Source organism: Pseudomonas sp. ITEM 17296, assembly GCF_028895205.1.
Classification (GTDB): Bacteria; Pseudomonadota; Gammaproteobacteria; order Pseudomonadales; family Pseudomonadaceae; genus Aquipseudomonas; species Aquipseudomonas kermanshahensis.
In genome coordinates, this window is sequence record NZ_WJRS01000009.1 from 81198 (window position 1) to 103800 (window position 22603).

The window sequence follows — 22603 nt, forward strand, 5'->3', positions numbered from 1 at the left end:
CCGTTTTCAGGGGGGGGTCAAGCCGGTCGCTGGGTCCGCAACACTAACGCCGCCACCGCGCAGCCTATCAGCGCCAGGCACGCCAGGTAGAACGCATCGCTGTAAGCCATCAGGTAGGCCTCGCGCCGAATGGTCGCCGCCACCCCCTCCAGCGCCTGCTGCTGGGCCGGCAGCCAGCTCTGCACAGTTTGGCTTATACGCTCCTGAACGCTGGGCGCGAACACCGTGACATGCTCGTGAATGCGCTCGCTGTGGTAACGCTCGCGCGTGGCCACGATCTGCGTCAGCGCCGCAGTGCCGATGGCGCCCCCGAGGTTGCGCAGCATGGAAAACACCGCCGAAGCGGAGCCCGCTTCTCGCTTTTCCAACCCCGCCACCGCCAGTACCGACAGCGCCACCATGATGAACGGCTGGCCAATGCCGCGTACCACCGTGGATGGGATGATGACGTTGTCGGCGCTGTCGGCTGTCAGGCTCGCACCCAGCCAGCAGCCGGCGGCCATGATCAGAAAACCGCTGGCCACCATGAACTTGGCGCTGGTCCAGGCCATCAGCCGTGGCATCAATGGCGCCAGCAGCAGTTGCACCACGCCATAGGCGATCAGCGCCACCCCCACGTCGCGGGCGCTGTAACCCTGCAGTTGGGAGAGGTAGTTGGGCACCAGGAACACCAGGCCAAAGGTAGCCCCGCCAAAGATGAACATGGCAACGCTGGCCACCCCGAAGTTGTACCGCCCCAGCAAGCGCAAGTTGATGAACGCGCGTTGGCCGTACAGCTGCGTGTAGACGAACACCGCCAGCGCCAGGCCGGCGATGATTGACATGCCGACGATGAATGTCGAACCGAACCAGTCCAGCCGGCCGCCTTCTTCCAGCACGATCTGCAGCCCGCCCAGGCCAACGACCATGGCCGTGATGCCCAGCCAGTCGCCACGGCGCAACAGGGTCAGTTGCAGGGGTTTGGCCTCGATCGACCAGGCGATGGCGAGCAGCAAGGCGATACCGGGGAACAGCTGCAGGTAGAAGATCCAGCGCCACGAATAGACATCGGTCAACCAGCCGCCAATGGAAGGTCCGGCCGCCTGGGCCACGCTGTTGGCCAGGCTGAACAGGGCCATGCCCATGGCCATCTTGCTGGCGGGCAGTTCGGTGATGATCAGCTGGAAGGAGAGGGGAATCAGCACGGCGCCGGCAGCGCCCTGAATCACCCTGAGGGTGATCATCGCCTCAAGGTTGGGGGCCCACGAGCAGGCGATCGACGCCAGCAGGAAGATGAACGAACCCGTCCACATCACCCGGCGCATGGAAAACACTTCGACCAGCCAGGCCGTCAGCGGAATCATGACGATTTCCGCCACCAGGTAGGCGGTGGAAATCCACGAGCCTTCCTCGAAGCTCGCGCCCAGCGAGCCGCGGATCTCGGGCAGCGCCGCGCTGGTGACGTGCACGTTCATGCCAGCCATGAAGCAGCCGAGCAGGCCGCCGAACACGGCCACCCAGGCGCGTAACGGTACGCGTTGCTCATTGCTCATCGGCAGGCTCCACGGGGCGTGTGTCGACCGTGGTCACCACCGACATGCCGGGCAACATCTGCAGGCCGTCTGCCGGCCGGTCGAGGACGATGCGCACCGGAAAACGCTGGACGATCTTGGTGAAGTTGCCGGTGGCGTTGTCCGATGGCAGCAGTGCGAAGACGTTGCCGGACGCCGGCGAGAAGCTGGCCACGTGGCCTTGCACAGGCTGGCTGGAAAAGCTGTCGACACGGACCTGCACCGGTTGCCCTGGGCGCATGTGTGCCAGCTGGGTTTCCTTGTAGTTGGCAACCACGTAGGTCTGCTGCAACGGCACCACCGCCAGCAGCGGCTGCCCAGGCACCACGTACTGCCCGGCGCGCACACGGCGCTGGCCGACCACGCCGTCGATGGGCGCGCGCAGGACGGTGTCCTGTGCGTCCTGGTCGGCCAGCGCCTGCCGGGCCTGGGCACGGCTCAGGCCTGCTGCCCGTTGCTTGATCTCGGCATCGGCCGCCAGCGCCTGTGCCTTGGCCATCGCCAGCTGCGAGCGCTGTTCACGCAAATGTGCCTGCGCGCCTTGCAGCGCGGCACCGGCTTGCACGGCGTTGGCGTGGGCGGCTTCCAGGCGCTGCACGGTGGCTGCGTCATCGCGCACCAAGCCACGGTAGCGCTGCATGTCCAGCTCGCTGCGCTGGCGCTCGGCGCTGGCACTGTGCACGGCCGCTTCAGCCTGGACGATGGCCTGCTGCTGCTGGTTGATGCGTTCGGCGGCCACTTGCTGGCGTGCCTGGGCGGCGGCCAACGCGGCGTGCGCTTCGGCCACGCCGGCAGTGGCCTGGTCGAGGCGGGCGCGGTAGTCGCGGTGCTGCAGGCGTACCAGCACATCGCCGGCTTTGACGGCCTGGTCGTCCTCTACTTCCACCTTGGCCACATAACCGGCCACGCGCGCGCTCAAGGCCACCCAGTCGGCACGCACGTAAGCGTCATCGGTGGTTTCCAGGTAGCGCCCCGTGGTCAACCAGTACCCGCTGAATGCCAGCGCTGCCAGCACCGTCAGGCCACCACCGGCGTACAGCGCCAGGCGGCGACGGGTAGGCCTGGGGGCGGTGGCAACTGCCTGGGCCTGGTCATCGGGCAGCGGGTTCTTGCTAACGGCAACATTCATGATTGGCTTCCAGTCTCGGGGGTGGAGCGGTGCACCTGGCTTGGGGCCGGCGCTGGTGACGACTGCCAGCGCCCGCCGAGGGCGCGGAACAGGTTGATCTGGGCACGCGCCAGGCGGCCTTGGGCCACGACGTGGCTGGCCCTGACCTGGATCAGGTCGCGCTCGCTGTCGAGCAACGCCAATGCATCAACGGTGCCTGCCTGATAGTTGCGTTGCGCAAGGGCAAAGCCACGCTCGCCTTGCGCCAGGGCCGCACCCAGGGCCAAGGCCCGTTGGCGCTCACCCTCAAGGCGCGCCAGCGCCTGGCGCACATCCTTGAGTGCCGCCAGCGCTACCCCGCGGTAATGGGCGACCTGCGCGTTTTGCAAGGCCTGGGCCTTGTTCACCCGTGCCCGGTTGGCTTTGATATTGGGGAATTCCCAGCTGATCAACGGCCCGATGGCAAACATCACCGCGCGGCTGTCACCCAGGTTGGCAAGGTGGTGGTCCGACGAGGTCAGCGAGGCACCGAAGCTGACTTTCGGATACAGGTCGGCCTTGACGATATCGACTTCCAGGGCGGCAGCCTGCAGTTCGCGCTCGGCCTTGCGCACGTCGGGCCGGCGTTCGAGCAGGCGCCAGGCGTCGCCAGCGGGCAACGGCGCGGCGAGGGTCGGGATGCGCTGGCAGGTGTCAGTGTCGTCCGTGAGCGTTGTCGGGTTCTGGCCACTGAGCATGCTCAGTTCGTACAGCGCCATCTGCCGACGTGCCTCCAGCATCGGCAGCTGCGCCCGCACCTGCTCGCGCAACCCCAGCAGGCGCACGCTATCGAGCTCCGTAGCGACCCCGGCCTGCCGCTGGCGGTCGCTGAGCTGCACACTGCGCTCCAGGGTGCTCAGGGACTGCCTGGCCGCGGCGATGCGGGCACCGTACACGCACTGGTCAATGTAGGCCCGGGTGGTCTGGCTGACCACGTGCAGCTGCACCAGGTCCAGGGCATCGCGGCTGGCCTCGGCCTGCACTCGCGCCCGCTCGATGGCGGCGCGCACCTGGCCCCAGACATCGACCTGGTAAGCCAGCTCGATGGCCGGGTTGAAGGCCCATTGCGAGGGCGCATGGCTGTCGGTCGCCTCGGCCAGGGTCTGGTCATCGGCGCTCTTGCCATAGCTCGCGCCCATGCCAATGGAGGTGGACGGCCAGCGCCGGGCATCGAACTCGCCAATGCCGGCGAGCATGGCCTGCACGTTGGCTTCGGCCTGCGCCAAGTCCTGGTTGTGCGCCAAGGCTTGCAGCACCCAGGCATTGAGCTGCGGGTCGTGGTACAGCGCCCACCAGCGCGCGGGCAGCGCCTGGTCGCTGACGCCGGCAGGCAGGTGCAGTGCAGGGGTTGCCTGGAATACAGTGGGGGGCACGGCGTTTGTGGGGTGCCCGGTGCAAGCCGTCAGCACGCCGAACAAGCCGAGGGCGGCGGCGCGCCCGGCAGGGCAGGAAAGGGATCGTATTGGCATCACGCAAAGTCGTATGAGGGGTCGTGAAGCCAGCTTATCGAGGGGCAGGGCGGCCCCGCTGCCGCAAGCGGGACAACCGTGCGCGCAACTGGGACAACCTCAGCCTCGGCGGTCAGTGCGTGGGCGCGGTGCCGGTGCCCAGCACGCTGATTTGCCAGGCGCTGGGGTTGTAGCCAAGGATGCGCTTGAACATTGCGGCGAATGCGCTGGCGCTTTGGTAGCCGTGCTCCAGCGCCACGTTCAGGATTGGCTTGCCATCGGCCAGGCACTGCTGGCTGAGGATCATGCGGGTGCGGGCCCGCCACTCGCCATACGACATCCCCACCTCACGCTGAAACAACCGCGCCAGGGTGCGGGCACTCATGTTCAACTGCGCGCCACACTGCTCCAGCGTCAGGTCCTGGGCCGGGTCTTCGAGAAACCCCTCGCACCAGGCGCGCAGCCGCGCATGCTGCGGTACCGGCACATAGGCGTCGATGCGCTCGGCCGTCTCCAGTTCACGCTGGATCAGTGCCCGAGCGTGCTCGCCCAGCGGCTCGTCGCGTTGCAACATCCGTGACCCCGCCAGGATCAACTCGCGCAGCAGGCCGGAGACCGCGATCACATGGCAGCGAGTCACGTGCGACCCCAGCAGCAAGGTGCGCATCGACACTTCGCCTTGCATGCGCACTTCGTGGCTCATGCCGGCAGGTATCCACAGCGCCTGCCCGCGCGGTATCACCCAGTTGCCGCCATCGCTGCACACGCGCATCACGCCGTTGGCGGCATACATCAGTTGATCTTCGGCATGGCAGTGGCTGGCAACCACTTCGCCGTGTCGGTAGTCCATTCCCAAAGCTTGCATGCCAATCTCCTCGGGCCGTGTGTGGCGAGCAGGGGTAACGATTGGATCCAATGCTATCGCAAGGCGTTCAGGCGGGGTTGCTAAGTGTTCGCGTGCAACGCAGAAATATGCGCATGAATTGCGCTCAGGGTGTGAATCGTGGCGGTTCGTGGCGGGTTGGCCAGCCCTGGTGATGCTGGACCAGGAAGTCCACGAACACCCGCACCCGTGCCGGCATCGCCGGGCCACCGACGAATACGGCGTGTATCGGCTCGCGGTCGCCGGGGTTGTAGGCTTCCAGCACGGGCACCAGTTGCCCGTTGTTGAGGTCATCGGCCACTGTGAAGGTGCCGATGCGCGCGATGCCGGCCCCCAGCCTGGCGAATTGGGCCAGTGCCTCGCCGCTGCTGCACTCCAGGTTACCGGTGACTTTCAGGGCAAAGGCCTGCCCGTCCCGGCGAAACGGCCAGTCGGCTACAGCGCGGCGGAAGTTGAAGCGCAAACAGTTGTGGCGGGCCAGGTCTTCAGGTTCCACCGGGGTACCGCAGCGTTGCAGGTAGTCGGGCGAGGCGACGATCACTTGACCGGTGTCGCCAATGTAGCGGGCGCTCAGCGAGCTGTCCGGCAGGTGGCCGAAACGCAGCGCGACATCGGCCTGGCCGCCGGCGATGTCGACCACTTCGTCGCTTAAGGTAAGGTCGACCAGCACTTGCGGGTACAAGGCGCTGAACTGCGCCAGCAAAGGCACCACCGTCAGCCGCGCATGGCCCAGTGCGGCACTGACCCGCAGCCGGCCCCGCGGTACACCTTGGTCGGTGATGGCATCCTCGACCTCATCCAGGTCGGCCAGGATGCGCCGTGCACCGCGCAAGTAGGCGTCGCCCTCTGGGGTCAGCGTAATGGCGCGGGTGGTGCGCAACAGCAGGCGAGTGCCCAGGCGCTGCTCGGTACGGGCGATGATCCGGCTGACAGCCGACGGCGTCAGCCCCAGCGCCCGTGCCGCCGCAGACAAGCTGCCTTCTTGCGCCACCTTGGCAAAAATCTCCATCTCTCCAGACCTTCCGGTGAAGTCCATTTGTGCCTCGTGCGCAAAGGTGGTTGGCAAAAATGCAGACTAGTGCCCGCATGAAACGGATCGTAGCATTTCAGGCACAGATAAGGAGCCGTTTCATGCGCATCAATCCACCCCTCGTCGCACTCGCCATCGGTGCCTTTGGCATCGGCGTCACCGAGTTCGCCCCCATGGGCATGTTGCCCAGTATTGCCACCGACCTTGGCGTGTCGATCCCCGCAGCCGGGCTGCTGGTCAGTGCCTACGCCCTCGGCGTGCTGATCGGCGCCCCGCTGATGACCTTGGCCACCGGCAGGGTGCCACGGCGTTACCTGCTGATCGGGCTGATGGCCATTTTCACCCTGGGTAACCTGATGTCGGCCCTGGCGACTGACTACGCCAGCCTGATGGTTGCCCGCGTGGTGACCTCGCTCAACCATGGCGCGTTCTTTGGCATTGGCTCGATCGTCGCGGCCAGCGTGGTGCCGCCTGAAAAACGGGCAGGGGCCGTGGCGGCCATGTTCATGGGGCTGACACTGGCGACCATCGGCGGTGTGCCGCTGGCCACCTGGTTTGGCGAATTGCTGGGGTGGCGTACGGCCTTCTGGGGCATTGCGGGCCTGGGGCTGATTGCGATGACGACGCTGTGGTACGCACTGCCTAATGTGCCGCTGCCGAAAAGCGACGGGGTGATGGCCGAGATCCGCGTGCTAGGCCGTGGCCCAGTACTGGCGGCGTTGGCTCTGACTGTGGTGGGTTCCAGTGCGATGTTTACCGTCTTTACCTACATTGCGCCAATCCTGCACAGTGAAGCCCAGGCCTCCACACCGTTCATCACCGCCATGCTGGTGTTGTTCGGTATTGGCCTGACGCTGGGCAACGTGTGGGGTGGCAAGGCGGCGGACCGTTCGGTTGACCGCACGCTGATCGTCTCGTTGGCGGTGCTGATTGCCGTGTTGCTGGTGTTCCCGCTGTTGATGCCCTGGGCACTGCCTACCGCACTGGCGGTGCTGGTGTGGGGCGCTGCCAGTTTTGCCCTGGTACCGCCGCTGCAGATGCGCGTGATGGAGGCCGCCAAGGAGGCGCCCAACCTGGCGTCTGCGGTGAATATCGGGGCGTTCAACCTGGGTAATGCGATCGGTGCCGCGCTGGGTGGCGCGGTGATCAATGCAGGGCTGGGTTACCCGGCGATTTCCCTGGCGGGTGCGTTGATGGCGGGGTTGGGCCTGGTGATGGTGTTGCTGTTTGCCTGGCGCTCGCGTGCCGTCCAGTCCTCACCGCTGGCCACGCTGTAAGGGTGTAGGAGCAGCCTTGCGCTGCGAAGAGGCCGGTGGCAACACCGTGGATCTTCGCTGCGGGTACGGGCCTCTTCGCAGCACAAGGCTGCTCCTACCTCAATCGCGCCTGGCCTTGGTATTACGCAAGGTGTGCGGGCAAGGCGTTGCCGCTGGTGTGGGGCGCTGCCAGTGATGGAGGCCGCCAAGGAGGCGCCCAATCTAGGCAATGCGATCGGTGCCGCACTGGGTGGCGCGGCCCTGGCGGGTGCGTTGATGGCGGGGTTGGGCCTGGTGATGGTGTTGCTGTTTGCCTGGCGCTCGCGTGCCGTCCAGTCCTCACCGCTGGCCACGCTGTAAGGCTGCTCCTACCTCAATCGCGCCTGGCCTTGGTATTACGCAAGGTGTGCGGGCAAGGCGTTGCCGCTGGTGTGGGGCGCTGCCAGTGATGGAGGCCGCCAAGGAGGCGCCCAATCTAGGCAATGCGATCGGTGCCGCACTGGGTGGCGCGGCCCTGGCGGGTGCGTTGATGGCGGGGTTGGGCCTGGTGATGGTGTTGCTGTTTGCCTGGCGCTCGCGGGCCGTCCAGGCCTCACCGCTGGCCACGCTGTAAGGGTGTAGGAGCAGCCTTGTGCCGCGAAGAGGCCGGTGGCAACACCGTGGATCTTCGCTGCGGGTACGGGCCTCTTCGCAGCACAAGGCTGCTCCTACCTCAATCGCGCCTGCCGCTAGTACGCAGCGTCCAGCGCAATCTCCACCCCTTCAAATTCCGCCATCGCGTCCCGCATAGCTTCGCAAAAATACGCCCACGAAGCCCGGTCAAACAGCAGCTGCAAGGCCGGCACTGCTTCACGCCCGACATTCATCACGATCACATTGATCCGCGCCGCCGATGTCTGCGCCACGGCCCCGACCGGGAACGCCTGGGCACGCAGGTCAACCCCGCATAGCTTGGCCATCACCGCGCTGCAATGCTGCCCCGACAGCTGCAGCCAGGCGTGGCTGTCCTGGCGCGGCAGCAGGTAGTTGCGCTGGGCGTCCTGCACCCAGTCGGCCTCTTCGGCGGCAATCCGCGCCCCTTGGTCGGCGAAACTGCCCAGCAGCAGGTATTCGGTGGCCGACAGCCGCGCCACCCAGCTACCGCCGTCCTGGCGCAGCGCCTGGTTGGGCTGTGGCGGCAAACGATAGCCGCGTGCGTGCAGGTAGGCCGCGCTGTCGGCGCCACGAAAACCCACCCGCGCCAGGTCGGTCAGGTCGGTCAGCGCGCAGGCCAGCAGTGGCTCGGCCTGTGGCTGGGGAGAGAAGCACTGTTCTGTCTTCAGGCTAGTCATGGCTCACAGCTCCTGGCGCAGGTTGTCGGGATCATGGAAGGGCAGTTGCACCACCTTGGCATTGACCATCACACCGCCCTCCACGCGGATCGGGATGTGCATGCCGGGGGTGGCCTGGTGGGCGCCGACGTAAGCCAGGCCGATGATCTGCCCCAGGGTTTGCGAGTACTCGCACGAGGTGACGTTGCCGCTGATGTCCGGGCCGTCCAGCACCAGGTGGCCTTCCAGTGGCTGCGGGCTGCCCTTGGGCAGCGTGAAACCAACCAGCTTGCGCTTGAGCGGCTGCGCTTCGAGGATCTCGATCGAGCGCTTGCCGACGAAGAACGGTTTCTTGCGGCCGATCGCCCACTGCATGTCGATTTCAGCGGGGTGGGTCATGCCATCGGTGTCCTGGCTGATGATCACATGGCCTTTTTCCAGCCGCAGCAGGCGCTGGGTCTCGACCCCGAACGGGCGAATGCCCAGCCCGGCGCCTGCTTGCATCAAGGCGTCCCACAGGCGTTCGGCATGGCGCGCCGGCACATGGATTTCATAGCCCAGCTCGCCGACGAAACCGACCCGCAGGATGCGCGCCGAAATGCCCGTCACCTTGCCCAGGCGTACGCCCAGGTAAGGGAAGGCCTCGGCCGACAGTTCCACGCCTTCGCACACCTTGGTCAGCACCTGGCGCGACAAGGGGCCGGCCAGGTTGACGGCGGCCAGGGCGGCGGTGACGTTGGTGATGTCGACGTCCAGGCGCCACTGCGCGTTCCACTTGAGCATCTGCTGGTAGATGCGGTCGACGCCACTGGTGGTGGCGCTGACATAGAAGTGCTGCTCGGCCAGGCGGGCGCAGACGCCGTCATCAATCACCACGCCGTGCTCGTTGGTCATCAGGGCATAGCGGGTGCGGCCGATCGCCAGTTTGGCGAAGCCGAAGGTGTACAGGCGCTCGAGCAGCTCAGCGGCATCCGGGCCGCGCACGTCGAGGCCGCCGAGGGTGGAGACGTCGATCAGCCCAACCTTCTCGCGCACATGCCGCGCTTCTTCTTGCATGCAGCGTTCGCGGTCCTCGGGCTTGCCGTAGTAGGCCGGGCGCTGCCAGATGCCGGCGGGCATCATCTTCGCGCCTGCTTGCAGGTGGCGGCGGTGCATCGGTGTCTGCCGGTACGGGTCGAAAGCGCGGCCAGCGACATGCGCCAGCTTTTCCGCCTGGAATGGGGGGCGCGCCGTGGTCACGCCGGTTTCGCTGATGCTGCGGCCGGTCGCCAGCGCTACGAGCCGAGCCGTCGTCAAGGCCGAGTGACGCCCCTGCGATGGGCCCATGCCGACCGTGGAAAAGCGCTTGACCAGTTGCACGTCGCGATAGCCGCTGCGGGTGGCGTTAACGATATCGCGCACCTGCAAGTCTTCGTCGAAGTCGACGAAATCCTTGCCCTTGGGGTGCGGGAAGATCGGCCACGGATGATTGACCTTGGCCTCTGCGACGAAGCTTGCCTGCGCAGGGGCCTCCAGGCCAAGCGCCGCCAGGGCCTCGCTAGCTGCGCGGGTGGCGTCCGTGAGCACATTGCTTAGCACATGTCGGCCGTTCACCGAGCCTGCGATATGCAGCCCCGCCGGTAGGTTGCTGAGGGTGAACTCGTCGCGGTTGACGTCATAGGCCAGCTTGCCGCCAGCCTGGCACAGCAGTTGGTACACCGGCATGTAGCCGGCCGACATGCACAGCAAGTCGCAAGCCAAACGCAGGCCATGGTCGCCGACCTTGCCCAGGCCGGTGATCGGGCGGATATCGACGCCAGTCACATGGCGCATGCCCTTGTCGTGCAGGGCTTCATAGACGGTGCTGCCCAGGTGCAGGGGAATGTCGCGACGCTTGAGCTCGCTGGCCAGCGCGGCATCGGCGGGCGCGGCGCGCATGTCCACCAGGGCAGCGATGGCCACGCCTTGCTCCTGCAGGTCGAGCGCGGCCAGGTAGCCGTCGTCGTGGCCCGTGAGGATCACCGCCCGTTGCCCAGGCTTGACGGCGTACAGCTTCATCAGCCGTTGCGCGGCGCTGGTCAGCATCACCCCGGGCAAGTCGTTGTTGCGAAACACCACCGGCTGGTCGAACGAACCCGCCGCCACCAGGCAGCGCGTGGCGCGTACCTTATACAGGCGCTTGTGCTGAATCACCGGCAGGTAGTTGTCGGTGAACCAGCCGTTGCAGGTGGCCTCGAGCAGCACGTGGATATTCGGGTGGCCCTCGACAGCCGCCAGCAGCTCCTGGCGCAGGCTGGCCGCGCGGGTGCCGGCAATGTCGAAGCGGGCGTAGGTCAGCGAGCCTCCCAGCACCGGCTGTTGCTCGATCAGCAGCACCTTGGCCCCGGCATTGGCTGCGTCCAGCGCCGCGCGCAAGCCGGCAGGGCCACCGCCGATCACCGCCACATCGACGAACAGATAGGCCTTGTCGTAGTACTGCGGCTTGAAGCCGAGGTCCAGCACGCCGAGGCCGGCCTTCTTGCGAATCAGCGGCTCCCAGACCTTCCACATGCCCTTGGGCTTGTAGAACGAGCGGTAATAGAAACCTACCGGCATGAACCGCGAAAACGTGCCCAGGTAGGCGTCACGGTCGTGTTCCAGGCTGCCGTTGAAGTTCTGCCCCTCGACCACCTGGCCATCACGCGCCGCCTCCATGTCGGCCAGCACGTTGGGTTCGTCGGGCAGTTGCACCAGGGTGTTGGCATCCTGCCCGGCCAGGCTCAGCGGGCCTCGCGGGCGGTGGTACTTGAACGAACGCGACAGCAACCAGCGGCCGTTGCCGAGCAGGGCACTGGCGATGCTGTCGCCGGCAAAGCCCTGGCAGGCCTGGCCATCGAAGTTGAAACGCAGGGGCCGCTCGCGGTCGATCAGCAGGCCCATGGGCGCGGGGAGGCGAGTGTGGCTGTTCATCCGGCGATCTCCGGGGTGGCGGCGGGGGTGAAGTCGACGCGGCGGTCGAACAGTTCTTTTGGATCGAAGGTGCGCAGCACCTGGTCGCTGACGGTGTGGCGCTCGGCCAGGAACCAGTAGCTGGAGGCGTTGTGCAGCCACCACTCGATGACCACACCGGCCAGGTTGTCGCTGTTGAATACGTAGTCGGCCCATTCGGCATCGCTGCAGGCGGCCGGGTCGGGCATGTGCTTGAACTCGCCGCCGTAGGTGAATTCGCTGATGTTGCGCGGGCCGTTCAAGGGGCAGGTCAGGATCTTCATCGTGCGTTCCTTTTAGTGGCTGGCGGCGGTCGCGCCCATTTCGTTGACTTGCTGGAAGCGGCTGAAGCGCTCCAGGGCGAAGGGCGCGATCATCTCTGGCACCTTGCCGCCACTGGCGACCAGCTCGGCCATGGTCTTGCCGCAGATGGGCGTGGCCTTGAAGCCCCAAGTACCCCAGCCGGCGTCCAGGTAGTAGTTGTCGACCGGCGACAGGCCCATGATCGGGCTGTAGTCCGGCGTCATGTCGGTCATCCCGGCCCATTGGCGCATCAGCTTGGCGTTGGCCATGAACGGGAACATCTCGATGGCGTGGGCCAGCAGGCTTTCCTTCAAGTCGAGGGTGGAGCGGGTGTTGTACAGCGGGTAGGGGTCGGAGCCGCCGCCGAAGACGATCTCGCCACGGCTGGTCTGCTGCACGTAGCAGTGCAGCGCCGACGAGCTGACCAGCGGATCGAGAAATGGCTTGAACGGCTGGGTGACCATGGCCTGCAGCGGGTAGGTATGGATCGGCGCACGGATGCCGGCCTTGGCCATCAACAGCGAACTGGCCCCGGCCACGGCCTGGACCACGCAGCCGCACTGCACCGTGCCACGGTTGGTCTTCACCGCTTCGATGCGGCCATTGCGGATCAGCAGGTCCTGCACCTCGGTCAGTTGATGAATCTCGACCCCGCGCTTGGCGGCCTGCTTGGCGTAGCCCCAGGCCACCGCGTCGTGGCGTGCGGTGGCGCCGTCGATGTGCCACAGCCCGGCCAGCACCGGCAGGTGGCCGGGGTCGAGGTTCAGGCTCGGCACCAGTTCGCGGATCTGCTGGCGGTCGATCATCTCGGTGCGCCCGCCAAAGTGCTTGTTGACCTCGGCACGCTGGCGGAAGGCGCGCACGGTGGCGTCGGTGTGCGCCAGGGTCAGCTGGCCGCGCTCGGAGTACATGATGTTGAAGTCGAACTCGTTGGACAGGTTCTGGAACATCCGCACCGATTCTGCGTAAAAGCGCACGCCTTCACTGGTGAGGTAGTTGGAGCGAATCACCGCCGTGTTGCGTGCGGTATTACCGCCACCCAGGTAGGCCTTTTCCAGCACAGCGACGTTGGTGATGCCGTGGTACTTGGCCAGGTAGTAGGCGATGGCCAGGCCGTGGCCGCCGCCGCCGATGATCACTACGTCGTAGCGCGGTTTGAGTTCGCAGGGTGGCGGCAGGTCGACCTCCACCGGGTAGTCGGCGCTCAGGCCGTATTTCAGCAGGGCGAAAGGCATGCGGTGCGCTCCTGGTGGGCGGCCTGTTGTTGCAGGTCGAGGGCGAGCAGGGTGTTTTTCATCAGGTAGGCGATGGTCATCGGGCCGACGCCACCGGGCACTGGGGTGATGCCGGCGACCTGGGGCAGGGCGGCGGCAAAATCGACGTCGCCGACCAGGCGGCTGCGGCCGTCTTCATCGATGCGATTGATGCCGACGTCGATCACCACTGCGCCGGGCTTGAGCCAGTCGGCGCCGATCAGGCGCGGCTTGCCCACCGCAGCAACGAGGATGTCGGCTTGGCGGCACAACGCCGGCAGGTCGTGGCTGCGCGAGTGCACCACGGTCACCGTGCAGTCGGCTTGCAGCAGCAGGGCGGCCATGGGTTTGCCGACAATGTTCGAACGCCCCACCACCACCGCATGCTTGCCGCGCAACTCACCGCAAGCATCGCGCAACAGGCGCATGCAGCCACTGGGGGTGCAGGGGGTGAGCACGTCGCGGCCCTGGGCCAGGCCGCCGACGTTCTCGCTGTGGAAGCCGTCCACGTCCTTGAGCGGGCTGATGGCTTGCAGCACGCGGTGCGCGTCGATGTGTGCCGGCAAGGGCAGTTGCACGAGGATGCCGTTGACCGCGTTGTCACGGTTGAGCCGGTCGATCAGGGTGAGCAGGTGGGCTTGAGACGTGTCTACCGGCAGGCGATGCTCCAGGGAGCGGATGCCCACTTCCTCGGCACGCAGCACCTTGTTGCGCACATACACCTGGCTGGCGGCGTCGGCGCCTACCAGCACCACGGCCAGGCCTGGTTGCACACCGCCCTGGCGCAGAGTGTGCACCTGCTCACGGACCTCGGTCAGCACCCGCGCCGCCGTGGCCTTACCGTCGATCAGCTTGACGCTGGGGAGGGCGTTCATTTGAAGATCACCGTGCGGTCGTGGTTGAGGAACACCCGGTGTTCCAGGTGGTACTTCACCGCACGCGACAGGGCGATGGTCTCGGTGTCACGGCCGATGGCTACCAGGTTGTCGGGGGCGTAGGCGTGGTCCACGCGCTGCACTTCCTGCTCGATGATCGGCCCTTCGTCGAGGTCGCTGGTGACGTAGTGCGCAGTGGCGCCGATCAGCTTGACCCCGCGTTGGTAAGCCTGGTGGTAAGGCTTGGCGCCTTTGAAACCGGGCAGGAACGAATGGTGAATATTGATCGCCCGGCCCGACAGTTGCCGGCACAGGTCGTCGGAGAGGATCTGCATGTAGCGCGCCAGCACCACCAGCTCGGTGCCGGTGTCCTCGACAATGCGCATCAGCGCGGCCTCCTGCTCGGCCTTGGTTTCTTTGGTTACCGGCAGGTAGACGAAACGGATGCCCTGGCGTTCGGCCATGGGGCGCAGGTCCAGGTGGTTGGAAACCACGGCAGTGATGTGCATGTCCAGTTCGCCCTTGGCGTGGCGGTAGAGCAGGTCGGACAGGCAGTGGTCGAACTTGCTGACCATCAGCAACACACGCATCGGCCGGGCGCTGCTGTGCAGGCTCCATTGCATGTCGAAGCGCTGGGCGACGTCGGCAAAGCCCGCTTCCAGTTGCGGCGTATCACCGCTGACACCGGTGTTGTAGCGGAACACTGCGCGCATGAAGAAGCGGCCATTGTCCTCGTCGTCGAACTGCGCCATCTCGCTGATGTAGCAACCTTGCTCGGCCAGGTAGGTGGTCACCGCGGCGACGATGCCGGACACGGCCGGGCAACTGACGCGCAGGATGAAATGATCGGGAGCGGGATGCATGTCGGGGCCTCGTGGTGGAGTGGGGCAGGTCGGGCACAAGGGCAAAGGGGTTCGCGGGATGGCGAAGAGTGTTTCTTCGTAGGAATATAAATTTCCTTTAGGCGATTTATAGGCGAAGTGATGGGTTCAGGTCTAGCGCTTAGTGAAATTTTTTTGCCTGGCAGGAAATAAATTGGATTTTGAGGCACTGGGGCTTGATGGCGAAGAAGGCTATGCTTGCCCCATGAGCACACCACCCAACCTTCGCCAACCGTGCCCCCCTGGCGCCTGTAACTGCGGCCGCGAGCACCTGGCCGAGCAGCCGTCAGCGGCGCAGCGCATCCTCCTGCTCACGCGGCAGGAGGAGAAGCGCCTGCTCGAGCGGTTGGAGAACCTCAAGGACCTGGAAGACCTGCAGCGCCTGCAACAGCGGATGTATGAAAACCTTGGCATCCGTGTGCACATTGCCCCGGGGTTCAATGAGGTGCGGACCATGCGCGGGATTGTCATCGAGCTGGATGAACAACCGGGGCTTTGTCGCAAGACCCGGCAGTTGATACCGGCGGCGATTCGGCGGGGGTTGGAGCGTAATCCGCAGGTGGCTTATCGGTTGCTGGATGACCATGACTTGCTGCGGGGGGCGTGAGGGGATGGGTTACAGGGCATGTCTTTATTGCTTTGGCGCCTGGGAGATCGAGCGCCGCCCGCGCGGCGCTTCGCAGCACAAGGCTGCTCCTACATCTGTTTCGGGCCAGTCACGCTTGTGAGGGCGGCGCGCGACCGCCTGGTTGGTCCGACGTGATATCGAGGCGGGCGCCAATGCCCCAGGAATAACTGGCCCGAAACACCTGTAGGAGCAGCCTTGTGCTGCGAAGCGCCGCGCGGGCGGCGCTCGATCTCCCAGGCGCAGCAAAAACAACGCCATGCCCCCTATCAATCACCCCCTAATTTTCCCGCACCGCCTTACGTCTACTTGAGAACCGTCCTACGCCAAGCGCGTACCGGCACCTATCACTCAAGGAGACAGGCAATGACTTCCGTATTCGACCGCGACGATATCCAGTTCCAGGTAGTGGTCAACCACGAAGAGCAGTACTCGATCTGGCCCGACTACAAGGCAATCCCCAATGGCTGGCGAGCAGTAGGCAAGAGCGGCCTGAAAAAAGACTGCCTGGCCTACATCGACGAGGTCTGGACCGACATGCGCCCGCTGAGCCTGCGCCAGAAGATGGCCGAAGCCGCAGCGCAGTGACCTCACTGAACCTGCTGTGCCTGCCGTATTCCGGGGCCAGCGCCATGGTTTACAGCCGCTGGCGGCGCAAGCTGCCGGCCTGGCTGCAGGTGCGGCCGGTGGAGCTGCCTGGGCGCGGTGCGCGCATGGGCGAACCGCTGCAGACCGACATGCAGGCGCTCGCCCGGCAATTGGCGGCCGAGCAACGCCTGGCCGCCAGCGCGCCGTATGCCTTGCTCGGTCATAGCCTGGGCGCGCTGCTGGCCTTCGAGCTGGCCCATGAGCTACAGGCGCTGGGGTGTGCGCCGCCGTTGGCGTTGTTCGCCTGCGGCACCGCCGCCCCCACCCGGCGCGAAGACTACGATGGTAAGAATTGGCGCGACCCAAAGCGCGACGATGAGCTGATCAGCGAATTGCGCGAACTCAACGGTACGCCAGAGGAAGTGCTGGGCAATGCCGAGTTGATGAGCCTGACCTTGCCGATCCTGCGCGCCGACTTTTTGCTGTGCGGCCGCTATGCCTATCGTCAGCGGCCAGCGTTGCAATGCCCGCTGCACGTGCTGGGCGGCGAAGACGACCGGGCCAGCGAGGAGCAACTGCTGGCCTGGCGCAAGGAAACCCTGGGCGACTTTTCGTTGGAAATATTCCCCGGCAGCCACTTCTTCATCCACGAACACGAAGACCGTGTGCTCGGCGTGCTGGCCGCGTCGCTTGAGCCACATCGGCTTTCGGCCTGATTGACGTCACCGCTTGCCTGGGGGAGGCTAGGCCTTTTCCCAGGCAAGGGGCAGACAATGCTGATCGATCCACACAAGGCCACGCTGCTGGTCGTCGACATCCAGGAAAAACTCATCGGCGCCATGAGCGACCCCGAAGGCACTCGGGCGCGAGCGCGCTGGTTGCTGGCGGCGACTGCGGAGCTGGAACTGCCGACGGTCATTTCCGAACAGTACCCCAAAGGGCTTGGCCCTACCGTGGCGGAACTGACCGCTGCAGCGCCTGCTGCCCAGGTAGTGGAAAAAAGCCATTTCTCCTGTGTGGCCGCCGAGTGCTTGCCGGCCAGTTTGATGGCACGTGAGCAGGTGATCGTCTGCGGTATGGAGACCCACGTCTGTGTGCTGCAAACCGTGCTCGGCCTGCTGGCGTTGGGTAAGCAGGTGTTCGTGGTCGAGGATGCCTGTGACAGCCGCACCGCAGCCAGCAAGGCCGCGGGCCTGGCGCGCATGCGCGCAGCCGGGGCGCACATCGTCACCCGTGAGATGGTGCTGTTCGAACTGATGGGCAGTGCCAGCCACCCGCAGTTCCGCCATATCAGCAAGACCTACATGATCGGTGAGCAGCCCTGAACGCGCGGTTACTGGCGACGGCCCTGATGGCCCTGGCGCTGCTGCAAGGCTGCGCGGGGCGTCGTGAAGAAGAGCCTGAAGCGGACCCTGCCAAGGTGCGCGCCCAACTGATGCGCTTATTACCCGTGCAAGCCAAAGACCGTGCAGGCTGGGCCAAGGACATACAACAGGCCTTCGAAGCCCAGCGCATTGCGCCTAGCAAAAGCAACCTGTGCGCTGTACTGGCGGTGACCGAGCAGGAGTCGACCTTCAACGCCGACCCACAGGTGCCCAACCTCGGGCGCATCGCCCGCGAGGAAATCGACCGCCGCGCCGCGCGCCTGCACATTCCCCGCCTGCTGGTGGATGGCGCGCTAAAGACGCCTTCCGGCAACGGCCAGAGCTACCAGCAGCGGCTGCTGGCCGTGCGCAGCGAGAAGCAACTGAGTGCGCTGTACGACGAAGTCATTGCCCGCCTGCCACTGGGCAAGACCTTGCTGGGGGGGCTAAACCCAGTGCACACCGGCGGGCCGATGCAGGTCAGCATCGACTTCGCCGAAAAGCACGCCAAGGACTACCCCTACAGCTATGACGGCACGATCCGCCAAGAAGTGTTCAGCCGCCGTGGCGGCCTGTATTTCGGCATTGCCCACCTGCTGGGCTACCCGGCGCATTACGATCGCCAGCTGTACCGCTTCGCTGATTTCAATGCAGGCTGGTACGCCAGCCGCAATGCGGCGTTCCAGGCGGCGCTGAGCAAGGTGACGGGCACCAGCCTGGCGCTGGATGGCGACCTGATTGCCCCCGGCGCGATCATGCCCGGTACCACCGAACTGGCGGCGCGCAAATTGGGGGTGAAGCTGGGTTTGCGCAACCCACAGATTCGCAGCCAGTTGGAGTCGGGTGACAGCCTGGCCTTTGAAGACAGCAAGCTGTACAGCGGTGTGTTCGAGCTGGCGGATGCGGCGGCAGGCAAACCGGTGGCGCGTGCGGTCTTGCCGGGGATCGAGCTAAAGAGCCCGAAGATTACCCGCAAGCTCACCACCGCGTGGTTTGCGGGCAGGGTGGATGAGCGGTATCAGCGGTGCATGAAGCGCTGAATGTCGATGGCCTGTGCCGGCCTCTTCCCGGCCAGGCCCGTCACCGACGGAGACCTGTGGGAGCGGGTTTACCCGCGAAGAGGCCAGTACAGGCGGCATCAGCTTTCGCTCAAGGCGCCAACCACTTGGTCAACACTGGCCTTCAACCCGGCCACCGCATCATCGGCATCACTGTTCACCACCACCAACCGGGCCCCTGCAGCCTTGATCACCTCAGCCACCGCTGGCTCCGGCAGGCGATGGTCCAGCACCAATGCCACGTCCTGACTTTTCAGGTTTTCCCCCAGCGCCTTGAGCGCCGCCGCATCCCACTTGCCCTCGGCCGGCAGCGCCTGCTCCACCACATCCAGGTTCAACCCGCTGGCCAGGTAGCCCAAGCGCTCGGACAGGCTGACCACGGTCAAGTTATCTACCTCGGCCAGCCGGGTCTGGCTGCTGGCCGTCAGCTCCAGCAGCTGGCGCTTGAGGCCGGCCAAGTTGCCTTGGATCTTCGCCTTGTCGGCCGGCGACAACCGTTCCAGGTCATTGGCCACCACATCGGCCATGCGCCCGAGGTTGGTCGGGTTCAGCCACGGGTAGGCGCCGTAGGCGTCGTCGCCGGTCACCGCAATCCCTGGCAAGGCGCCGTCCACCGGGCGCGCTGCATCAATTTCGACGATGCGGATATTGCTGCGCCGGGCCATCGGGTAGAGGGGGTCGTCACGCCAGATCGAGCGCACCCCGATGACTGCGTCGGCCTGTTGCGCGGCGTTTGCCAGGCTTTCGCCGCCGCGGCTGCTGAAGTACGAAGGTTGGCGGCTGGCCGGCAGGTTGGCAGGCGCTGCGCGCTTGAGCTGCACCGAAGTGCCGTCGAGCAGGGCGGTGGCCAGGCTGTGGGTCACGGGCAAGGTGGTGAGCACTTGCGTGGCAAAAGAGAGCGAAGGCAGGCTCGCCAGGGTCAGTGCCAAGGTCAGCTGTTTCAGGTTCATGCCGGGTTTCCTTGCAGGCGTGGAACAAGCGCGCGGGCCAGTGCGGCCAAGGCGAAGCAGATGCCGGCGACCAGGATGATCGCAGCGCCCGAGGGCACCGGCAGGTCGCAAACGATCGGCAACAAGATGCCGAGCAGGGTGCTCAGCGTGGCGATCAGCACCGAAATGAAGAAAAAGCCCTTGAGCGACTGGCTGACCAGGCGTGCCGCAGCCGCGGGAATCACCAGCAGCGCACCGACCAGAATCGCCCCGATCACCTTCACCGACGCCACCGTGACCAGGGTCACCAGCACCACGAACAGGTAGTCCAGGGTCTTCACCGCCACCCCGCGTACCGCCGCCAGTTGCGGGTTGAAACTGGCCAGCATGATGCGGTTGTACAGCGGCAAGGCCAGCGCCAGCACCAGCACCGCGACGATACCCAACACCACCAGGTCCTGGGCGCTGACCGTCAGTACCGAGCCGAACAGCACGTTCTCGAGGATGTGCACGTTGATCTTGCCCGCCAGCATCAGCAGCAGGCTCGCACCCAGGGCCAGTGACACCGACAGGAACACGCCGATCAGCGTATCCGGGGACAACCCGGTGCGGTTACGCAGGAAGTTGAGCAGGATGCCGAACAGCAGGCAGTAACCGAACAGGCTGCCGTAAGGGCCGGTATACGGCTCGCCCAGCAGGATGCCAATGGCAACCCCCGTAAGCGCGGCATGGCCGACCGCCTCGGAGAAGAAGGCAAAGCGCTTGACCACCACCAGGGTGCCCAAGCCGCCCAGCACCGGGCCGATCATCAGGCCGGCCAACAGGGCATTGACCACAAACCCGTAGGCCAGCGCCTCGGGCAGGTAGCCGGTGTTGGCCCATTCCTGGACCAGTTGGCGAAATGCTTCAAAACTCATGAGGCAAGGCTCTCGCTGCGCGGGTGAACGGAGAACAGGCCAAGCAGGCGCTCTGGGGTCAGGGCCTGTGCGGGTGGGGCGTCGAACAGCACCTGGCGGCTCAGGCCAGTGACCCGGTCGGCCAGGCGCAGCACGGCCTCCAGGTCGTGCTCGATCCACAACACAGTGGTGCCAGCCTGGCGCCAGCCGTGCAGCAGCTGCTCGAACACCTGAATGCCCGCTTCGTCGAGGGCCGACATGGGTTCATCCAGCACCAGCAGTTGCGGCTCGGGAATCAACCCCTGTGCCAGCAGCACCCGTTGGCGTTCACCGCCGGACAGCGCGCCCATGCGCCGCTTGCGCTTGTCGAGCATGCCGACCCGGGCCAACGCGGCATCGATGGCCGGTTGCACGCGGCGTGACAGGCCGAGGAAGGCTGGCCGGCGCTGGCACATGGCGGCCATGAAGTCGTCCACGGTCATCGGCAGGCCACGGTCGAACTCCAACGCCTGAGGCACGTAGCCGATCACTTCGTGGGGGCTCGGCCAGTGCAAGGTCAGTTGGCCCTGGTGCGGCATCTGCCCGAGTAGGGTCTTGATCAGCGAGCTTTTGCCGCCGCCGTTGGGGCCGACGATCGCATGCACGCTGCCGGCCGCCACGCTGAAGCTGACCTGTTCGAGAATGCGGGTGCGGCCCAAGGTCAGGTCGATGGCGGCAAACTCGATGCGCGGGCCATTGGCCGCGGCGAGGTGGGCGGCGGCGGTCATGCGCGGTTCTCCTGGATGGCGCGGACCACGGTATCGAGGTTGCGCTTCATCTCCACTTCGTACTTTTCCTTGGTGTAGTCACCGTAGGAAATATGCGTCAGCGGGTACAGGCGCACGCCCGATTCGCGCTGAATGGTCTCGACGTAGGCGGACGGGAAGTCCATCTCCGAGAAGATCACTTTCACGTCCAGCGCCTTGAGCTGGTCGATGGTCTTTTTCAGCTGGGCCGGGCTTGGCTCGATGCCGTGCGCCGGTTCGACCACAGCAGTGACCTCGAGGCCAAAGTCACGCACCAGGTAGTCGTAGGCCGCATGGATGGTCGCCACGCGGAAGGTCGCGCTGGGCGCTTCGGTGACCTTGGCCAGGGCCTCGGCGCGCAGGGCACGCAGGCGTTTGGCATAGGCGCGGGCATTTTGCGTGTAGAGCTTGGCGTTGTCCGGGTCGAGCTTGCCCAGTTCGCGGGCAATGTTGTTGACCTGGGCGATGGTGGTGCTGATCGACAGGAAGGTGTGTGGGTTGACCACCTTGCCGGCGCCACGCGCGGCGATGCCGGTGGCGGCCAGCAACGGCACGTTCTGGTTGGCCTCGATGGTGGCGATGCCCGGTTTTTCGCTGGCCGCGATCATGCGGTCGGCGAAGTCGTCATGGCCCACACCGTTGAGCACCACCACGTCCAGCGTGCCGATGCGTTTGATGTCCTCCGCGCGCGGCTCGTAGGCATGCGGGTTGAAGCCCGCCGGGATCAGCGGCACCACTTCGGCCTTGTCACCGACAATGTTGCTGACGTAGCTGTAGTACGGGTGCAGGGTAATGCCGATGCGCAGTGGCTTGCCGTTATCGGCCAGGGCCAGTGCCGGCAGGGCAAGGGCCAGGAGCAGGGCGAGGGCGGAGCGGAACATGGGGGAGTCCTTGGGTTCAGTGACGGTGTTCGCGGGTGACCCCGGCGTCGTAGTGGCTGACCACCTGTTGCCAGCCGGCGGCGATCAGGGCGGCGTGGCCCAGGTCGTCCGGCGTAACGGCGGCGCTGTCGCGGCGCAGCCACACATCCGGCTGGCCAGTGCTGTCGTCAGGCAGAATCAGCAGCAGGCTGCCGGCCACCTGAGGGGCCTGGCTGCGGCCCAGGTAGGCGCCAGTTGCCAGCCACGACCACTGGTGGCCACCGCGGCTCTGGCTGCCCGCATCGACCACAAAAGGTGGCAAGCCGTCGTCGGCCAGGGCTTGTACGCTGGGCACGGCGGCGGTTTCCTCGCGCAGCAACTGGATCTCGTCGAAGGCCACGCGCAGGTCGGTGTACAGGCCTTGTTCGGCGGGGGTCAGGTCGCGGCGGGCGTCGATCTGGTGGCTGGCGATGGTCTGTTCGTCCTCGCGTTCGCCACGCAGCATCACCACCGTGGCGGCAAGCACCACGATCAGCAGGCTGACCAGCAGCACGTACAGGGTTTCGTGGCCGGCGCCGGCCGGGCGGACTACCTGGGCGCGGTTCATGGCTGGGCT

Annotated in this window: 23 protein-coding genes and 1 pseudogene; 8 read left to right on the forward strand and 16 right to left on the reverse strand. The window is 65.8% G+C overall.

Going from position 1 to position 22603, the window contains the following annotated elements; all coding sequences use genetic code 11:
* Window positions 1-17: 17 nt before the first annotated feature.
* The 5 genes from GIB19_RS12780 to GIB19_RS12800 all read right to left on the reverse strand — a co-directional run bounded on the left by GIB19_RS12780 (window position 18) and on the right by GIB19_RS12800 (window position 6064).
* Window positions 18-1532: a DHA2 family efflux MFS transporter permease subunit gene (locus tag GIB19_RS12780; RefSeq protein WP_274886293.1), complete on the reverse strand. Its 1515-nt coding sequence runs from the start codon at window positions 1530-1532 to the stop codon at window positions 18-20.
* The gene (locus GIB19_RS12785) at window positions 1522-2679 is read right to left on the reverse strand and encodes an HlyD family secretion protein (RefSeq protein WP_274886294.1); all 1158 of its coding nucleotides are present in this window, start codon (window positions 2677-2679) and stop codon (window positions 1522-1524) included. The genes GIB19_RS12780 and GIB19_RS12785 overlap by 11 nt, the downstream gene beginning before the upstream one ends.
* Window positions 2676-4166: an efflux transporter outer membrane subunit gene (locus GIB19_RS12790; protein ID WP_274886296.1), complete on the reverse strand. Its 1491-nt coding sequence runs from the start codon at window positions 4164-4166 to the stop codon at window positions 2676-2678. The genes GIB19_RS12785 and GIB19_RS12790 overlap by 4 nt, the downstream gene beginning before the upstream one ends.
* 112 nt (window positions 4167-4278) lie before the next feature.
* Window positions 4279-5010, reverse strand: coding sequence for an AraC family transcriptional regulator (locus tag GIB19_RS12795; protein ID WP_238211205.1), 732 nt, complete (start codon window positions 5008-5010; stop codon window positions 4279-4281).
* A gap of 124 nt (window positions 5011-5134) precedes the next feature.
* Window positions 5135-6064 (reverse strand): LysR family transcriptional regulator, encoded by a 930-nt coding sequence (locus GIB19_RS12800; protein WP_265967837.1) that lies wholly within the window; start codon window positions 6062-6064, stop codon window positions 5135-5137.
* Between the two features lie 95 nt (window positions 6065-6159).
* Between GIB19_RS12800 and GIB19_RS12805 the strand changes: the two genes are divergently transcribed.
* The 3 genes and pseudogenes from GIB19_RS12805 to GIB19_RS12815 all read left to right on the forward strand — a co-directional run.
* A complete protein-coding gene (locus GIB19_RS12805) occupies window positions 6160-7335 on the forward strand; it encodes an MFS transporter (RefSeq protein ID WP_265967838.1) in 1176 nt (391 codons plus the stop codon).
* A gap of 174 nt (window positions 7336-7509) precedes the next feature.
* Window positions 7510-7674, forward strand: coding sequence for a hypothetical protein (locus GIB19_RS12810; RefSeq protein ID WP_274886298.1), 165 nt, complete (start codon window positions 7510-7512; stop codon window positions 7672-7674).
* 85 nt (window positions 7675-7759) lie between these two features.
* A pseudogene (locus GIB19_RS12815) lies at window positions 7760-7927 on the forward strand (MFS transporter); the annotation flags it as partial.
* Window positions 7928-8042: 115 nt separating this feature from the next.
* On the opposite strand, the gene GIB19_RS12820 reads toward GIB19_RS12815, so the two are convergent.
* Genes GIB19_RS12820 through purU form a run of 6 tightly spaced genes read right to left on the reverse strand, consistent with a single transcriptional unit; the run spans window position 8043 to window position 14864 of the window.
* A complete protein-coding gene (locus GIB19_RS12820; RefSeq protein WP_274886300.1) occupies window positions 8043-8645 on the reverse strand; it encodes a sarcosine oxidase subunit gamma in 603 nt (200 codons plus the stop codon).
* Between the two features lie 3 nt (window positions 8646-8648).
* A complete protein-coding gene (locus GIB19_RS12825) occupies window positions 8649-11552 on the reverse strand; it encodes an FAD-dependent oxidoreductase (protein WP_274886301.1) in 2904 nt (967 codons plus the stop codon).
* The gene (locus tag GIB19_RS12830) at window positions 11549-11854 is read right to left on the reverse strand and encodes a sarcosine oxidase subunit delta (RefSeq protein WP_274886302.1); all 306 of its coding nucleotides are present in this window, start codon (window positions 11852-11854) and stop codon (window positions 11549-11551) included. Before GIB19_RS12830 ends, GIB19_RS12825 begins: the two co-directional genes overlap by 4 nt.
* 12 nt (window positions 11855-11866) lie before the next feature.
* Window positions 11867-13108: an FAD-dependent oxidoreductase gene (locus GIB19_RS12835; RefSeq protein WP_019099481.1), complete on the reverse strand. Its 1242-nt coding sequence runs from the start codon at window positions 13106-13108 to the stop codon at window positions 11867-11869.
* Entirely contained in the window at window positions 13090-14001 is a 912-nt protein-coding gene (folD, locus tag GIB19_RS12840; RefSeq protein ID WP_265967843.1) for a bifunctional methylenetetrahydrofolate dehydrogenase/methenyltetrahydrofolate cyclohydrolase FolD, read from the reverse strand. The genes GIB19_RS12835 and folD overlap by 19 nt, the downstream gene beginning before the upstream one ends.
* Window positions 13998-14864, reverse strand: coding sequence for a formyltetrahydrofolate deformylase (purU, locus tag GIB19_RS12845; protein ID WP_027596184.1), 867 nt, complete (start codon window positions 14862-14864; stop codon window positions 13998-14000). The genes folD and purU overlap by 4 nt, the downstream gene beginning before the upstream one ends.
* A gap of 223 nt (window positions 14865-15087) precedes the next feature.
* Between purU and GIB19_RS12850 the strand changes: the two genes are divergently transcribed.
* The 5 genes from GIB19_RS12850 (at window position 15088) to GIB19_RS12870 (ending at window position 18499) form a co-directional block, all read left to right on the forward strand.
* Window positions 15088-15489 carry a hypothetical protein gene (locus GIB19_RS12850; RefSeq protein ID WP_027596185.1) on the forward strand — a complete coding sequence of 134 codons (402 nt, stop codon included), beginning with the start codon at window positions 15088-15090 and terminating at the stop codon, window positions 15487-15489.
* A gap of 384 nt (window positions 15490-15873) precedes the next feature.
* Window positions 15874-16095 carry an MbtH family protein gene (locus GIB19_RS12855; protein WP_003256222.1) on the forward strand — a complete coding sequence of 74 codons (222 nt, stop codon included), beginning with the start codon at window positions 15874-15876 and terminating at the stop codon, window positions 16093-16095.
* Window positions 16092-16811: a thioesterase II family protein gene (locus GIB19_RS12860; RefSeq protein ID WP_099428917.1), complete on the forward strand. Its 720-nt coding sequence runs from the start codon at window positions 16092-16094 to the stop codon at window positions 16809-16811. Before GIB19_RS12855 ends, GIB19_RS12860 begins: the two co-directional genes overlap by 4 nt.
* A gap of 57 nt (window positions 16812-16868) precedes the next feature.
* Window positions 16869-17420, forward strand: coding sequence for a hydrolase (locus GIB19_RS12865; RefSeq protein WP_099428918.1), 552 nt, complete (start codon window positions 16869-16871; stop codon window positions 17418-17420).
* 26 nt (window positions 17421-17446) lie between these two features.
* Window positions 17447-18499: a DUF1615 domain-containing protein gene (locus GIB19_RS12870; RefSeq protein ID WP_099428919.1), complete on the forward strand. Its 1053-nt coding sequence runs from the start codon at window positions 17447-17449 to the stop codon at window positions 18497-18499.
* 98 nt (window positions 18500-18597) lie between these two features.
* On the opposite strand, the gene GIB19_RS12875 is transcribed toward GIB19_RS12870, so the two are convergent.
* From GIB19_RS12875 to GIB19_RS12895, 5 genes are read right to left on the reverse strand one after another with little or no spacing between them, the layout of a single operon-like run.
* Complete coding sequence (locus GIB19_RS12875; RefSeq protein WP_099428920.1) at window positions 18598-19467, reverse strand: metal ABC transporter solute-binding protein, Zn/Mn family; 870 nt, start codon at window positions 19465-19467, stop codon at window positions 18598-18600.
* Window positions 19464-20363, reverse strand: coding sequence for a metal ABC transporter permease (locus GIB19_RS12880; RefSeq protein WP_027596190.1), 900 nt, complete (start codon window positions 20361-20363; stop codon window positions 19464-19466). The genes GIB19_RS12875 and GIB19_RS12880 overlap by 4 nt, the downstream gene beginning before the upstream one ends.
* Window positions 20360-21109, reverse strand: coding sequence for a metal ABC transporter ATP-binding protein (locus GIB19_RS12885; protein ID WP_099428921.1), 750 nt, complete (start codon window positions 21107-21109; stop codon window positions 20360-20362). The genes GIB19_RS12880 and GIB19_RS12885 overlap by 4 nt, the downstream gene beginning before the upstream one ends.
* On the reverse strand, window positions 21106-22008 hold the full coding sequence (locus tag GIB19_RS12890) for a metal ABC transporter substrate-binding protein (protein WP_099428922.1): 903 nt from the start codon (window positions 22006-22008) through the stop codon (window positions 21106-21108). Before GIB19_RS12890 ends, GIB19_RS12885 begins: the two co-directional genes overlap by 4 nt.
* 16 nt (window positions 22009-22024) lie before the next feature.
* A complete protein-coding gene (locus GIB19_RS12895; protein ID WP_099428923.1) occupies window positions 22025-22594 on the reverse strand; it encodes a DUF6162 family protein in 570 nt (189 codons plus the stop codon).
* Window positions 22595-22603 lie beyond the last annotated feature (9 nt).